This window comes from Paenibacillus amylolyticus (genome assembly GCF_036894225.1).
Classification (GTDB): Bacteria; Bacillota; Bacilli; order Paenibacillales; family Paenibacillaceae; genus Paenibacillus; species Paenibacillus amylolyticus.
The window spans coordinates 5032790-5048648 of sequence record NZ_CP145892.1; the positions used below are offsets into that span (position 1 = coordinate 5032790).

Genomic DNA, 15859 nt, shown 5'->3' on the forward strand with positions numbered 1-15859 from the left:
GCAGTCAAATCAGATGCAAGCTCACACCTACATCGGGCAGCGCAAGCACGTTTTTTGTCTGTTTACAACTTCATGCGGCGCATCAGCGGCACGCCTACGCGATTCAACAACCGATCAAGCAGCAGCCAGCACCAGCGTCTGCTCCACGGAAGATGGCGCTCATACACAGCGGAATATTCAAAATCCGCCACAGCACCGCGATTGCGCTTGAACTGCGCAGCCCCGGCGCTCTCATGTAACAGATGGCCGTTCTCGCGAGCCTGTCCGATCAGACAAGCTGATAACATGCGGTATAGTCCGATGGACTGGGGCACCGCTGTATCGTAACCGAACAGTGGCGTTGTCATGATTCCATTTCGGCAGAAATAACCCATCACCGCGTCCAGGCACCCTTCCTTCCGCAGTCCATAGAGTCTGAGTGTTCCTGATGCCATTGCAGCAGCAATGAACCGCTCGGTGAACTGGGGATTGTGGTAGGAGTATTTTTCAAGGTATAACAGCTTGTACAGCTCAACGATTCGCGGAATATCTGCATCCGTCATATCTGCTTCGGAAACGAATTCGTATCCATGCTTGCCCAATAATTCGTAATCCCGCTTCAACAGCCAACGCGATTTCGAGTTGCCAAAATTCGGATCATGCGCATGGTACAGGTAGATTTGTCGGCTCGGAATTAGTCGACACCCCACTTCCGTTAGCCTCGCCGTCAGATCGGGATGAAGTCCCTGACACAAGGAGCGAAACACAATGACATGCTCAGGGTATCGCTCTTGTACCGATGCGAGCAAACATTCCGCCTGTTCACCGGACATGGCGGGATACAGATTGGTGGACAACAACCAGTTGTTCACATGCACAACTTTGTTGATCTGCGATTGCTTCATTCCCCAACCTATTAGACTGAGCAGCACAGAAAGACCTTTTTCCAACACGGGCTTCTGCAACATGGTCAATTCCTGCTTGGCGTAACTCACATAATGCGTATATGGCGAACAAACGTAAGCATTATCATACTCTGTATCATTCACCGTCAACGGAATAACGAGATCATCAATCCGGGCGAGCAACAATGTCGTTTCCACGTTGGACATAAAGCTTCGGGTCCCGTCCAGCATCATAGGTTCCAGATAGGCTCTGGCATATCTTCCATCCTCCGTATCGGGCCAGTCCATGCCTTCGAACGATTGCTGATCATACAGCTGCACGCGTGCAGTTCGATTATCATTCCTAACTTCATATGTACGGTCATCGTAGGCCGAGCTGTCTTTCATTCCTTTATTCTTCAACCTTTTACTCCCCCATGAGGTAACATCTTCTTTTAACTACCATTTACATTGTTAGTTCTACTCTCTTCATACTCTATACAACACACTGTATAGGAAAAAAATGTCGGCATCAAGCTGTTTGGAAGATGAAAAAAAAGCCCGTCCAGTACGCTAAATACGCACCGACAGGCTCTCAACTATTAATTATTAATTTTTGTTCTCAACGGAAGAAACCTGATGATCCGAGACTAACTCATTCAGGTCTACAATCAGTTGCTCCAATTCTCCAAAGCTCTCTACCATCTTCTGTGTCAGGTTACGTTGTTCTTCCATGCTCGCCAGAATCTCTTCTGTCGCTGAACTGGATTGCTCCGTTACACTCGAAATCTCGGAAACTTCATTCACAACTCTGGTGGAAGATTCCTTCATTGTAGCCGAACTAGTCTCGATATCTGTCGCTTGATTCAACACATGCTGAGAGTTGCTGTTGATCGTACGGAATACTTCCTCTGCTGTATGGACGCTATCTCTTCCTTGTTGTAACGATAGACGAATACGTTCGAATCGATCTGTCAGTGCCTGCGTCTGTCCTTTTAATCGAGACAGGATGGTTCCGATATCACTTGCGGACTGACCCGAGTTCTCTGCCAACTTGCGAACTTCCTCTGATACAACAGCAAACCCGCGTCCATGCTCACCCGCACGAGCGGCTTCAATGGCTGCATTAAGCGCGAGAAGGTTGGTCTGACTCGCAATATCCGCTATGCTGTTCAGCATAAGCGTCATGGATTCACTTTCCTCGTTGAACTTTCGCATGTCATTTGCAGTTGTATTGATCGTTTCATATAGATCTTGCATCTGGATGTTTAGCTGGTCCATCTGTGTGCTTCCAGTTTGCGTGCTCGTTGCCATACTTGCGGACAACTCTTTCATCTGCTGGGAATAGGACGCAACGTCCTTGATATGCTGATCCGACACAGATAAGGATTCCGAGATCTCGGCTACACTGGTCGCCTGGAACTCAACACCTTTTGCAACCTCACTGAACCCAAGCGTCACCTCATTGGTGATGGAGCCAGTCGCATTCACTTTTTCCTTCAATTGATCTGTATAACGTGATAAACCTTCGACCGATTCCTTCACACGCTCCAGCATGGTTTCCACTCTTTGTTTAGAGTGCTCCACCTCATTCTGGCGCACTTCACTTTCATGGAAGAGCCTTTGATTCAGCTGTGAGACCAGCATCAGAATGGCCCCCGTGAGAGCGAATAGTCCCACATTAACGATATTACCTATTAGCTCAACAGAGTCAACGGTATTCATAACAAATAACTGAAGAACACTGTTGACTAGTAATACCGAAAATCCAACCACAAAAAATTTCTTGTTAGGAAATAACAGTAGAACTGCGGTTATAACCAAACTTAAGGCAAAATTGACCGTTCCCCAACCGACATAGACTCCACATATTGTAAGTAATACAGTAATCAGCCATGGAATGAGATGAATATGTTTCTTTTTCGCATTAGCGTATGTAATCCAAACTACAAAGACTAGAGCTACTCCATTGGACACAAGTAACTTCGGCATCGTAAAGGCCAGCCCCATACCAATGGCAATAATAATCCACAAAATGATACCGATTAATTTGTTCCTTTTCCAAATAATTTCGTCCATACGATCCATGTATACCCCGTCCTTTTAAGTAGGTTAAATGTGAGTTGTAGGGCCTTTCTGTACTACATCTAGTAGTCTTTGGTCCTGCTTATGTGCAAATCGCAAATACGCAGCGCCTTAGCATAGTACATATTAACTTCATAAGTATGAAACCAGCGCTACTTTATGTATATCGGTATTCAACATTTAAAATGAATATGAAATATAAAATGATATTTAAGCATATCATTTTACAAATAAAAAAGGTCTGTCTCATGCGTTATGGCGCACAAGACAGGCCTTTGGGTCGTGAAAGGATGTGCAGCAACTATTACTTTCCGAATACAAGTGTCGTATTAGAGGAGCCTGCATACTTGGTGACGAACTCACGCGCGTAGCTGGCACTTTCTACCTGATAACTGTAATTGGAGCTTGGTCTCCAGTTCGTTTTAGGAGAAGTCGGACTATTAAGCGCTGGTGTACTTCCCGTATCCGTAAACTCACCTTTTCCCTTGTCATCCAGGATGCCACCCTTTTCAGCGCCAGCACCAAAGTAGTTGTTTTCGGAATAAATCCGTGCTTTTTCACCAATTGTGATGGCCTGGTTAAAGTTATTTGCATAGTTGTTTTTGAGATGGAAGTAACCATATCTTAAAAGTCCAGGACCACGTACATATAAGTTTTCGAAGTAATTGTTGGACATTGTCACATGAGGTACCCCATTGTAACTGCTGTTACCATCATTCGGATGACCGAGGATAACGCCATACTTATGGTTAGCAAATTTGGAATTGCTAATCGTAATATAATCGGCGCGATCACCAATATACAGAAGTTTGTCCAAATCACTACCACCAGAGCTGTAGCTGTGACCAGCAAACGTCACATGATCAATCCAGTAATTGGAGCCTGAAGTGATATACATCTGGATATCATCATTGGCATTAATATTGGAAGCGTGTTCAAAAGTCAGATTCTGAAAAATCACATTGCTTGAACTGCTTGTGGATCTGAAATGAATATTCGTTAATGTATGTTTGCCAAAGGAACCTACAAGTGTCTTGTTCGCTCCGAATTCAACCTTTTGCAGCGTGGAGGAAGAAATATTCTGTTCAACGACGACAATCTTAGCTGTAGAGCCCGCCATATGTGTTCTCAAATCATTGAGATTACTAACGTAAACCACCTGACCGTTCTTGCCACCTGTCGTAGCCGACTTGGATACACCATTTTCATTCTTGGCACTGCCTGCAAAACCAGTCAACCCGTTCGTACCTGTGTTTGGATAACTGGCCGCACCATATGTAGACGGGGCTGTGGAGACAGTTAACAACAATAGAGTTACAGCGAGTAAAAGCATCGAAAATTTCTTCAAAATTTCACCATCCTTTATAATATTATCCTCAAAGACAACTCGATTATATCGTGTAACTTTGGCTGTGACAATACAAAAATTGCAAAAAGACAACAATTATCACTTTTATGCAACAGCAGATCAGATATAGTGAAAAAACGTAAAACCAGGCCATTTTTTTACACAAAATAGAGCCGCTAATTAGCGGCTCTATTAACGAGTACTATGTGATCCAACTTGGAACTGATCCACCCTTGGATCAGTTCCTAAAGCCTCTGACGAAAAACCATTCGCTTGCGGATAATAATATGTCACGACTTCTGATAGCTGCGGCGGAAGGCGCCAGGTGTGATTCGTTCCAGCTTCTTGAAGATGGCTCCATAATAGCTGGTCGATTCGAAACCGACTTGACGAGCGATATCCTCCATCCCGCGTTGCACATTATCGAGCAGCAGTTCCTTGCTTTTGTTGACTCTTACCTGATTAACATAGCTGATGGGACGAATACCTGTCGTTTTCTTAAACAAATGACAGAAATATTCTGGTGTGACACAGATCAATCCAGCCAGCGTTGGCAAAGTGATCTCTTCAGCATAATGCTGTTCAATATAGTCCAGAACCGGTTTTAATCGCTCATACTGCTGCCCGACCGTATCGCTGCCCTCAACAGATACGCGTTGAATAATCTCTGTCAATAAGGTATAGAGAATGGCGGAGCAGGCGTAATTGCTTAATGTCTGCTCTTGTGGTGTTAAGGCAGCTTGCAGCAACTCCCGCATTCGGGATAGAAGGTATTCAGGTTGTGCAAGCGTGTATACGCATGTGTCGACAATGCCAACGGTTTCAAACAAGCTTGCTGACCCGTTGCCATCGAAAATGATCCAGTCGACTTCCCAACTGTCGGATAGCGCATAGTATTCGTGCTTCTGTCCAGGGAATAACAGCATGCCCATACCTGGCTTGACGATATGTTCCGTTTCACTGAGCTTGAGCTTACCCACACCGCTGCGGCATTGTATCCACTGATAATCCTCAATGCCTTGGTCTCGGCGTATATGCTCCTGTTCATGATGCAGGCCGATGCCAAGTAAATAAAAAGGGAGCAGCTTGTCTCGGGAAGATAACACCGGAAAATTACGATTGGGATGAGGCATACGGCTAACTCTCCTAATCTTAATATTGTTATATCATATTAATTATTTAAGATATTCACTCGAATTAATATAACATATAATCGCAATATATTGATAAATAAAGGAGATCACAGGATGACAATTAAGATCGGAATTGATTATTATCCAGAGCAATGGACCCCGGAGTTATGGGAGAAAGATGCCATACTTATGCAACAGACAGGGGTTGCAGTTGTGCGAATGGCGGAGTTCGCCTGGAGCCGAATGGAACCGACTGAGGGTAATTATCAGTTTGAATGGCTGGATGCGGCCATAGAAGTATTCGCTTCGAGTGGTATGGAAATTGTGTTATGCACTCCCACCAATACCCCGCCAAACTGGATGACAACCCGTTATCCGGATGTGCTACCCATGGATGAACAACGCCACATCATTCGGCCAGGTGTGCGTGGACATCGTTGCAACAACAGCCCTTCCTTGAGAATGCTGGGCTCCAAATTTGTGGAAGCGATATCACAGCGCTACGCTAAGCATCCCGCCGTTATTGGCTGGCAAATCGATAACGAGATGCACTACCAGGAATGCCATTGTGATACATGTAATCGTTCGTTTGTCGCTTGGCTGCAAAAGCGTTATTCCAATCTGGAGGAGTTGAACCGGGAGTGGGGTACGGTCGTCTGGAGTGGTGAGTACAGCAGCTGGGCTGAGGTAACAACGCCACTCGGTGCCAGCAAACCGATGAATCCTTCCTATCTTCTGGAGTACAAGCGATTTTGTTCTGACAGCGTAGGCTATCTGCTGGGATGGCAGCTTGAGATTTTACGCCGTAACTGTCCAGGCCAATTTGTGACGCATAACATGTGGCAATATCCGAATAGCCTGGACTATTATGATATGCACAACGAATTGGACTTCGTCTCTGTTGATTATTATCCGAATGAGCTGTATCGCGATTATGGCGATCGGTTTCCGAGGAACGGAGCGCTTACGCTGGACTTGGTTCGCGGCATCAAACGCCGGAATTTCTGGGTAATGGAACAACTCAGCGGGGCACAGGGCGCCTGGATGCCGATTCAGCGCACGCCCTATCCTGGACTGATCCGAGCTCGCTCCTGGCAGACAATCGCTCGCGGTGCGGATATGGTTGTCCATTTTCGCTGGCGGAGTGCTACCGTCGGAGCGGAACAGTTCTGGCATGGGCTGATCGACCACAGCAATGTTCCTGGACGCAGGTTCAGGGAGTTCGCGGAACTTACTCGCGAGGTGAACCAGTTAGGAGAACTCTTGGCCGACTCAACCATTGTTACCCAGGTTGCTATTCTGCATTCGCATGATCAGCACACAGCGCTTTCCCTTCAGCCGCAGGCGGAAGGGGGAATGCACTACTTAGACAACTTGTCCTCTATGCATAATGCATTTCTGAAAATGGGCGTCGGTACAGACGTTATCAACTGGACTGAGGAGCTCGATGGGTACAAGCTGGTCATTGTCCCTTCCCTCTTCCTGTTAAGTGAAGAAGTAGCACAGCGGCTGGAGCGATTCGCAGCCAAGGGTGGTACGGTTGTCCTTACCAATCGGACTGGCGTGAAGAACATGAGGAATGTATGTGAGATGTTGCCTCTGCCGGGGCTACTGGGTGAAGCGGCGGGTGTTGTCGTAAGTGAATATGATGCCATCGGCAACAGTGAGCATCGGATACGGAACGCGGAGGGCAAGACATTCGCTGCGAAGCAATGGTGTGATCTACTGGAACTGCGAGGGGCAGAGCCGATCGCCTGGTATGACAACGACTTTTACGAGGGTGTACCGGCAGTTACTGTCAATAAGTTTGGTGAAGGTGAAGTGTATTATGTCGGCACTTGGCCGGAGCCATCGTATTTCTATCAGTTGTTTGAAGGCATATTGAAGGAAAAGGATTTGGCGCCCAAAATCCAGTTGCCGGAAGGTGTCGAGCTGTCGATTCGAACGAAGGGGGAGCAAAACTTCCTGTTTCTGATCAATTTGACGAATGAGCAACGAGAGATTACGCTGGACGTTCCTTATCGCAGCTTGTTGACCAGCGAGAGGTTGGATCAGAAGTTGACCCTTCCAGCTCTGGGAGTAGATATTTTAACTGTATAAGATCAGCCGTTTTCATATTTAAAAAGGGATGTCTCACAAGGCTTACGACCTTGAGGGACATCCCTTCTTTGCTTTCACTAACACCTAATCTGAATAAGAGTATTGCCAGTTAGTTCATCTTATTTGATTTTGATTTCCAGTTCATCATTCTTGGCTTCCTGCAAATCATCATAGACCTTATCTGGTTTACCACTAAGTTTTAATACCATGGACTCTGGATGGTCCAACAGATTGCTACTGAAAGAATACATCATTCCATCTTCCGATCCGCTTCCACCTACCATGGATAACTTGGTCTGCTTCCCATTACGGGAGGTCGAAATGATCTCGATAGGCCGAACAATCTCGTTGAGCGACAACTTCGTTTTGTAATCAATTTCTTGATCAGGTGCATGGACAAATTTGACCCGAGTTACCAACGGAGACACCTCCACCTCCGACAAAAAGACCTCATACCCTCCAAGAGTAAAAGTCCGATTAACGTTAATGACTTCCGTTTTGGGGATAGAAAACTTGGGATCCAGAGGGAAAGAAACATTCATTTTTTTGGAAAATTGATATTTTCGTTCTTTCTCCCCCTTGTCTGTATAATCCCCCACATCTGGCACAACTGAAGACAGCTGGAATTGTAGATTCACTTGATCAGGCAATGGTTTATTTCGATTTCGATCAATTGTACTTCGACCATACACTATATGCTTATCCTTCGAAAAATACACACCGCCTGAGCTTCCGTTGTCAAGCAAATCGCCTGTCAATGCATCCGTCATCTTCATATTGACAGTCGAATACATCTCCTGCGAAGCATCCGTTTTGGCAGTATACAATACCGTTATTCTATTCTCATCTGCCATAACTGCATTCACAGTAAACGCATATATGCCCGATGTAACCGTCTGATCTACAAGTTGCACATACCCATTATTAATTGCTGATGTTATCGTGGTTTTTTCCACATCGGTTGCCAACTCACGAAAGGGTTCAAGTACTCCCCAATGGGTCACAGGCTCAGTATATGTTGCCTGCTCTTGACCATAACTCCCAAGCGGACCTATAAGAAACCAACCTGCAGCCAGAACCGTGACTAGCACTGCCGTGATCCATTTGATACGAAAGGTCCTACCTGATCGTTTTGTTCTGGCCTTTGCGAGACCACGTTGAATTGCCGCAGTCGTGTCCGCCGGATTCCATTGCTGGTTCTCTCTTTTCACCTGATATGCGTCTGCAAGAAGTGCTTTCTCCTCCGGGTTAGTGGTCATGCCAATCCCTCCTATTCCTCATCAACTTGCGCAACTGCTGGAGCCCCTTGTGCTGCCAGGTCTTGATCGTCCCTTCCGGTTTGCCGAGGATGGAGGCAATATCCGTCAGTGTCATGTCGTTATAATATTTCAGCAATAATACATGGCGATATTTCGGTTTCACCTTTTGCAAAAGAGATTCCATAGCGATTCGATTATCGTCAACACTAATCATCCAAGATGCCGGAATGCTGTCCTCCATATCCTCCTTCGCCAGAGGTGTCGCCCGCTTGCGGCGCCTCTGTTCATCGATGCAGACATAGATGAGAATCCGAATGATCCACGACTTGAACGCCTTCTCATTATTCAGCGTACGACGTTTGATCCAAGCCCGGCACGTCATCTCCTGTACCGCTTCCAGCGCATCTTGCTGGTTACGCAGGTAGCTATAGGCAATGGACATGAGCGTATCTTGATGTTCCATAATGGATTGCACAAATGCCGTCTCGTCTTCGGTCTGTACATAGATCCTCTGGTTCATCTCTGCTTTTGTTTCCACCCCGCATCCCTCCTTCTCTCTCTTTCTGTGGTATAAGACGGGTGAGTGAAGCAAACGGTTTTTAATATTTGTTCATCAAAAAAAGCTCCGCCATCATCATGAGGGAGCTTGATTACATAACAATTCGGCCGCCGATATACTGAATTACGTACACGCATGACAATCCAAGATCAACTAACTTACAAGTTGCCGGTAACTTCGATCCCGTCAGCCAATTGCAGATGGTTCCTCACCCAAGCTGTGAACTGATTCAAAAACATCCGGAATTCCGGCTCTGCAACCACCTGTTGATCCAACTCTGATAAAATCCCCACCCACACTTCCTTTGTAATCGGATTCTCCCAGCAGGGATCAAATGTCTTCATCTCTTCTCCAGTTCGCGGGTCAGTTAAGGGAAATGCGCGATCCAATGCAGGACGAATGTAGTCAAAGTCTTCATTATATATGAACAGCATGTCTTCCATCTCTACTTCAACCGATTCTTCTATGTATAAAGGGGATAAAACAAAACCCACATTCCGCTGTGGACCTTGATACTGATAGATGAGCGCAGGAATTGTTTTCTTTGATTTTTTAGCCATATATGCTCCTCCTGTTTCAGGCAAATCTTCTACCGATCAGAGTTCAAACCAGATTAATCCACCACCAACCTGCCTGCTTTCTTGCTCCATCTGTTGCATCCAGCTCCGCCCCTCTTCACCCCAGATATGGAACAAACAGTAGATATACAATTCCCCATCCACAATCTCTTCTAAACCAGAGGCCTCTTCTATGCACACTTCAAGAGCTATAGGCCAGGAAGGATCTTCACGTTCCAATACAAAGCCTTTGGTTTGGTGTTCCAAACTATACATGTCGGTAAACGTTAATGCACCTGCCAGACGCTTCACAACTTCAGGTAAAATCACAGGCTCTGTTGCTCTGATTCCATATTCCCAGCCCATATGTACAACCTCCTTCAGACTTCGTTCGCTTCAGAATTTTGCTTTTGTTCGTGCATTTGATGAATCGAACGATCCAACCACAACTCATACCAGTCCAGAAAATGCAGTCGATTCGTATTACCCCAATACTGATCAGGATATATTCCATTTCGGTTAGCCCGGTCATCAACCCAGATTTCTCCGTAGGAAGCTCCTTTAACGATCAGATTCATGGAGATGCCACACCCAAAATCACTGATGCGCAGCATGCCTGCTGACCATTTTGGATCAAGATATTCGTGTTCCATCACTTCCCATTCCTCTTCTTCCTTGCTGTCATCAAACCAATCATAGTTCCAGTTCCATGCTTCCGTGAATTGAAAAGGGTCCGAGATTTCATTCAGCTCATCATCATAACCAAGCACAGCGTATACGCCGTCATCCGGGTTTTCCAGACCATAATAAGGTCCTGCACCACCCGCTCCCATATGAAGAAGCCATACCTTATACTCCTCCGGCAACTCAATTCGCCATTTCTGTTCAAATTGCGCGATATCCTTCTGCGTCCACACAGGCGCCATTTCATATTCGTGGTTCTCTGCGCCAAACAGCTCCAGATCCGGGTCCAGGCTTCGAAGAGTGATCAACTTTTCACGTATTCGCTCCAGTTGTGCAGTGTACGTCATCTACCGCTCCTCCTTTGCTACTCTATTATGTTTGTTCCACCGCGTACCCACGCTGCTGCAACTCATTCAATGCGGCCGCCACATCTCGCTCAGGACACAACTGCTTAATCAGGCTCACTGTCACCGGTTTTTCATCATATATCTCAGCTACGGCTTTCAACGACAGATCCAGCAAGTCGTAGTACCCTTTTGCCCAATCAACGTAATCTTCCGAGTTCTTCTCTATATATCCAAGTAAAAATTCTGCACCACCTCTGGCGTCCGCTTTGTCTTCCTCGGTCATCGCCAGCTGAATCCAGTTACCAACCTTCCACTGCAAGTCGTTCCCTTCCTGCCACAGGCAAAAGGTCACATCCTCCAGATCCAATGTTTCCTCCTGATCTCGCAGAACAGCCATCAACGTCTCCGGCACTTCATCGTACATACCCGGATAGATTTTTCCGTCCTCACGAGCATGTGGGCTCAAGGGTGACTCATGATCAAATCCTTTGATCAACGTGCCCGAATCCGTAAACAATACATGCAGATGATCACCTGCACCGTTATTGATGCTTCCCCATGCCAGACCTGGCTGAAGTTCAGCTTCATAATGATGAACGCGTAGCCATTCTTCCTCCGAAAAGATGATATCCAAAGCAGCGAGTATTCTCATCCGTTTACGCAGGGCATCTGCATTCATCATGATTGTGTCATTCCAAACCTGCATATGAATCCCTCCTGTTCGTATATCGTAGATGTGCACTAAATCCGGATTAATTCATCCAGCGTGTTAGTTCCCTGAATACTTGGTGTCATGACAATTGTGATCCGACTGGCTTCTCTGGAGAAGATACACGCATAGTTTCCGGGCTTTAACTGAAGCAGGACCCCTTCACACGTCTCATCCGGCTCCAGTTCACCGCCAGTAACATCATCCGCCGCTCCCAGATAGACGTGCCCAGACGGAACTTGCAAATGATACACCTTTTCCCGTTCCGCTGCGTGATCTGAATCTGATTTCACCTCTGCATCTTCCAGGCTCCATTCCACCTCATACACTCCATCCGCACCCAGATTCAGGAACAGACAATGGCCTGCGTTCACCTCAGTCAGCTCATCTTCTGGAATGGACCACCAATCCGAAGTATCCTGGGTACGATGCTTTAACGCTGCCAGATCATACAGGCACAATGTTGCCGTATCTGTAACCATTTGAAATGTTCCTCTCATATTCACCCGTCCCTTCTGTCTGATCCAAGTCTGACCTCAGAAATATATTCCATCATTATATCAAGCCTGATACACGTGTAAAAGGAACCCACGGACCATCTCTGCTTGCGCAACTCTTCATTTCTCGCTCCAAATGGTCGATATAAGCATAACTGACTTTTTTTGAACCTGATGGAGGAAGCCAAGCCATGTCAATTAACAATAGAAAAGAACCCTTTCGATACACATTGAAGGAACCCATCCACTTTGAGATCTATATTCTCAGCATCAACGGGGTTAACGCACCAGCCAAGCCCATTCAGGCTGAACTCTGTGACATCAGTCGATCCGGCTGTCAGCTGTCATTTCCGCTATCCCTTCCTGTAGAGAATAACGATATTCGGATTGGAATGAATATGCTGTTTTTTGAAGACCCTCTATATATGGAAGGCACTCTCCGCTGGGGTCAAGAAAAAAATACCTCATGGCACTATGGTGTTCAACTCGAAATGCAGGATGGGAACCAGGACCGTCTCTCTAGAGAGATGCGAATGCTTGCAGGACAAGGCAAAATTATCGTGAAATAGTTAGATAGCCTTAAAACCTGTAACAAAAACAAAAAAACAGCCCAATCAAATTGGACTGTCGCAAGATGAAACTCTTTATGCCGCTTTACTAACTGTCGCTGGTTGTTCCATTTTGGACCAGTTCACGGTTTTTTCAAGAACCAGTGAAACCAATACCCCTATGACGAGACCATTACTTATGATCGGAATGAGGTACATGGGCAAAGTTTGAAAGGCCTCAGCAGGAATATTCATGACCGCAACTCCCGTGAGGACCGGCAACGCTACACGATAGATCGTTTTAGAATTAAACGTCGTACCTTCAAGCGTTCTAAGTGCCGTGCCGAACATCTGAAGATAAGCCACGAACAAAACCGCACTGCCGACGCTTGGTGGTATTTGTGCAAAAAATGCTGTCACTGAAGGTGTAAGACCTATCACACACAACATGCCCGCTCCAATTATCAAGGCAGCACGACGCAGAATGCGAGTACTCTCCAGGAATCCGATCGATGATGCAAATAAACCAAAGGGCAGCACACCTACACAGGCTGACAACATCGTGAACAGACCCGTTAGTGCATAGGAATGCCTATACTGACGACTTGTTGTTTCTGTCCGGTATAGTTTCTCAACTGTGCTTAATGTGGTGATCGAATTCGTCATATTTACCAGTCCCACGAAAAATGCAGTAATGACAATACCCGGTTCCCATCTGGGTGTTCCCCACGGAAACAGTTCGAGACCAGCCGGGGCCTGATTAGGCTGTCCGCTATGCTGTCCAGGAAACAATAGACTATAAGCGATCCAGCCTGCCACAATCCCAATCAGGATCGCGTAGTTCCCCAGTTTCCCCCTACCCTTTAATTGAATCCATGCCACCAAAAATGCAATGACAACGGACAATGCGGCAACAGGCAGATTAAAGCGGCCAAACTCCGTATATCCAATCATACCTTTGAAAAAATTCATGGTTAATTGAATCGTCATTAGAAACAACATGGCACTCTTCACCATGGGTGTAAACAGCTTTTGCAGCACTTGCGCCGCTCCCAGCCAGCCCAGAATCACCATCGTTAATCCCGCTAATAGAAAACCTGCAGCCAGCCCACCGCCGATACGCTCCAGACTCATACCGGCCGATGAAGCAGATACCGTCAAACTTAGCGTCAATCCCCACCATAACCCTGACGGACCATCCATAATCGCATATCGATGACCAAATACGGTTTGAAGTATACACACTGCTCCGGTAAGGATAAATGCGTGCTGCATGGAGGCAGCGATGGCATCCGGAGACAGATGAAAATTATGTCCAATGGATAGCGGAACAACAACGGTATTGGTAAACAGGAAGAAAAACCACTGTATACCTGCCAAAATCAGTGAAGATACGTCCTTCATATTCTTTTGTAAAAAATGCTCTTGATGTCTGTTCATTCGTTTGGAATATCCTTTCACTGTTCTGTATCATAAATGTATAGCCTTTTCAGACTTGGGTTAATAGTCGTTCCATCTCGGCATGCCGATGACGGCTCGCATGTGCAAGCGGTGTAATCCCGTCCCGATCCGCGATCTTTGGATCTGCACCATATTGCAAAAGCAAGGCAACAATCTGCTGGTGACGCGGCCCACCATCTCCCAAAATGACCGCTTCCAGCAAGGCTGTCCACCCCAGGTTGTTGATATGGTTCACATCCACATCACTGCGTGTCAGCAGAAGCTCCACAATGTCCACATGGCCCCGATCCGCTGCTGGGATAAGAGCTGTGCCGCCAAAACGATTTGTTAACCTCGTATCTGCACCTGCTGTAATCGCCAATTCGACCATGTCATACATACCCTCAGCACTCGCGTATAACAGCAGGTTGTCCAATCGTGCATCCCGAAGATTAATGTCGGCTCCGGCGTCCACTAACATCCTTGCCGTGTCTATCTTGTTACCGTGCACCGCTGCCAGCAGAGGTGTCCGCCCCAATGTATCCCGTTCGTTCAACCGGTTACCCTGTTGTGTGATAAATCGAATGACCTCATCGGTATGGCCCGCTTGAGCAGCATCATGTATTGTTCTAACCACGTTGTTTTATCCTCCAATTCAAGGTCTTTCTCATGCAGTAATATTCATATAGAAACCAAACTCTGTTATTCAGGTATGCAAATCTAATGTATGGTAACATAAGATCGTAGTATATTAAAAATACATGTTTTGTTGCCTTTCCATACGAATTACATATACATTGCAGGCGAAGGAGAACAACCACTTGGATATCAAACAATGTCGCTATTTCATTGCCATTGCTGAGGAGAAACAGATTACAGCCGCAGCTCGAAGACTGCACATGGCTCAGCCACCCTTAAGTCAGCAGCTAAAGTTAATGGAGGAAGAGCTTGGCGTAATTTTGTTTGAACGCAAAGGGCGCATGATGGAGCTAACGCAGGCGGGTCGCAGCTTCTATGATTATGCGGTTACCTTGACCAAATATATGGAGGAAGCTGTAATGGAGATGCAAAGTTTCCGTCACGGCATACGGGGCAAACTCGCCATCGGCATCAATACCATATCGGATCGCCTGATCCCGCAAGCACTGCAACAGTTTCGCACCACCCACCCACAGGTTACCTATAAAATTCAACAAAATGAATCTGCGCAATTATGCCGATTGCTGGAAGATGGCAAAGTTGAACTTGCCTGTGTACGCATGCCTGTCCAGACTGAACGTTATGAGGTGCTGCATCTGCCACAGGAGCCCCTTTTCTATATTTCTTCAACACCGCTTGATAGTCCGACAGAGATGGGACCAGGAGTGGAGATGGGGACTTATTTTGAGCAGCTTACAGGTATCCCTCTACTGCTTCCAAGCACAGAAGGACTCGGTATGTTCGAGCTAATTTTGGACAAGTTTCGGGAGCATCAGGTTACCCCCTCCATCATGGGTGAGTGCTCAGACATTAATATGTTACTCGAGCTGGTCCGACTCGGCTTCGCCAGTTCCATCGTGCCTCACACGGTACTACAGCTATATCACGAGCACCCATTCCACGTATATCGCATCCAGGATCAGCATTCCACGGTCGGTTCGGCGCTGGTCTGGCTGCAGAACCGTTATCTGTCCAAGCCTGCACAACACTTTGTGCAACTGGTGCAGGGTATGCTTCCCGTGTAAAAGGCT

The 15859-nt window shown here is 46.4% G+C and carries 16 protein-coding genes; 3 read left to right on the forward strand and 13 right to left on the reverse strand.

Annotation, left to right across the window (positions count from 1 at the left end; genetic code table 11):
• Nucleotides 1-62: 62 nt before the first annotated feature.
• From V6668_RS22265 to V6668_RS22280, 4 genes are all read right to left on the reverse strand, one after another.
• Complete coding sequence (locus V6668_RS22265; protein ID WP_338706738.1) at nt 63-1286, reverse strand: GNAT family N-acetyltransferase; 1224 nt, start codon at nt 1284-1286, stop codon at nt 63-65.
• 186 nt (nt 1287-1472) lie between these two features.
• Complete coding sequence (locus V6668_RS22270; RefSeq protein WP_036617389.1) at nt 1473-2951, reverse strand: methyl-accepting chemotaxis protein; 1479 nt, start codon at nt 2949-2951, stop codon at nt 1473-1475.
• A gap of 301 nt (nt 2952-3252) precedes the next feature.
• Nucleotides 3253-4296, reverse strand: a complete 1044-nt coding sequence (locus tag V6668_RS22275) for a pectate lyase family protein (RefSeq protein ID WP_036617386.1) — start codon at nt 4294-4296, stop codon at nt 3253-3255.
• A gap of 290 nt (nt 4297-4586) precedes the next feature.
• Nucleotides 4587-5429, reverse strand: a complete 843-nt coding sequence (locus V6668_RS22280; RefSeq protein WP_036617384.1) for an AraC family transcriptional regulator — start codon at nt 5427-5429, stop codon at nt 4587-4589.
• Nucleotides 5430-5543: 114 nt separating this feature from the next.
• On the opposite strand from V6668_RS22280, the gene V6668_RS22285 reads away from it, so the two are divergent.
• Nucleotides 5544-7529, forward strand: coding sequence for a beta-galactosidase (locus V6668_RS22285; protein WP_338706740.1), 1986 nt, complete (start codon nt 5544-5546; stop codon nt 7527-7529).
• A gap of 119 nt (nt 7530-7648) precedes the next feature.
• Here the strand turns inward: V6668_RS22285 and V6668_RS22290 are convergent, their stop codons facing one another.
• The 7 genes from V6668_RS22290 to V6668_RS22320 all read right to left on the reverse strand — a co-directional run bounded on the left by V6668_RS22290 (nt 7649) and on the right by V6668_RS22320 (nt 12144).
• Nucleotides 7649-8788, reverse strand: a complete 1140-nt coding sequence (locus V6668_RS22290) for a DUF4179 domain-containing protein (protein ID WP_338706742.1) — start codon at nt 8786-8788, stop codon at nt 7649-7651.
• Complete coding sequence (locus V6668_RS22295) at nt 8778-9326, reverse strand: sigma-70 family RNA polymerase sigma factor (protein WP_338706743.1); 549 nt, start codon at nt 9324-9326, stop codon at nt 8778-8780. Before V6668_RS22295 ends, V6668_RS22290 begins: the two co-directional genes overlap by 11 nt.
• A 179-nt stretch (nt 9327-9505) precedes the next feature.
• Nucleotides 9506-9907, reverse strand: coding sequence for a hypothetical protein (locus V6668_RS22300; protein ID WP_047843898.1), 402 nt, complete (start codon nt 9905-9907; stop codon nt 9506-9508).
• 36 nt (nt 9908-9943) lie between these two features.
• Nucleotides 9944-10270, reverse strand: coding sequence for a hypothetical protein (locus tag V6668_RS22305; RefSeq protein WP_338706745.1), 327 nt, complete (start codon nt 10268-10270; stop codon nt 9944-9946).
• 14 nt (nt 10271-10284) lie between these two features.
• Nucleotides 10285-10935 carry an SMI1/KNR4 family protein gene (locus tag V6668_RS22310; RefSeq protein WP_338706747.1) on the reverse strand — a complete coding sequence of 217 codons (651 nt, stop codon included), beginning with the start codon at nt 10933-10935 and terminating at the stop codon, nt 10285-10287.
• Between the two features lie 25 nt (nt 10936-10960).
• Complete coding sequence (locus tag V6668_RS22315; RefSeq protein WP_338706748.1) at nt 10961-11641, reverse strand: hypothetical protein; 681 nt, start codon at nt 11639-11641, stop codon at nt 10961-10963.
• 35 nt (nt 11642-11676) lie between these two features.
• A complete protein-coding gene (locus V6668_RS22320; protein WP_076328205.1) occupies nt 11677-12144 on the reverse strand; it encodes a DUF6386 family protein in 468 nt (155 codons plus the stop codon).
• Between the two features lie 188 nt (nt 12145-12332).
• Here V6668_RS22320 and V6668_RS22325 point away from each other — a divergent pair, with 188 nt between their 5' ends.
• Nucleotides 12333-12710, forward strand: coding sequence for a PilZ domain-containing protein (locus V6668_RS22325; RefSeq protein WP_338706751.1), 378 nt, complete (start codon nt 12333-12335; stop codon nt 12708-12710).
• Between the two features lie 75 nt (nt 12711-12785).
• Here the strand turns inward: V6668_RS22325 and V6668_RS22330 are convergent, their stop codons facing one another.
• Together V6668_RS22330 and V6668_RS22335 are read right to left on the reverse strand one after the other, a co-directional pair.
• Complete coding sequence (locus tag V6668_RS22330) at nt 12786-14129, reverse strand: uracil/xanthine transporter (protein ID WP_338706753.1); 1344 nt, start codon at nt 14127-14129, stop codon at nt 12786-12788.
• Nucleotides 14130-14178: 49 nt separating this feature from the next.
• A complete protein-coding gene (locus tag V6668_RS22335; protein WP_338706755.1) occupies nt 14179-14766 on the reverse strand; it encodes an ankyrin repeat domain-containing protein in 588 nt (195 codons plus the stop codon).
• A 184-nt stretch (nt 14767-14950) separates the two neighbouring features.
• Between V6668_RS22335 and V6668_RS22340 the strand changes: the two genes are divergently transcribed.
• Complete coding sequence (locus tag V6668_RS22340; RefSeq protein WP_076252800.1) at nt 14951-15853, forward strand: LysR family transcriptional regulator; 903 nt, start codon at nt 14951-14953, stop codon at nt 15851-15853.
• The last annotated feature ends 6 nt before the right edge of the window (nt 15854-15859 follow it).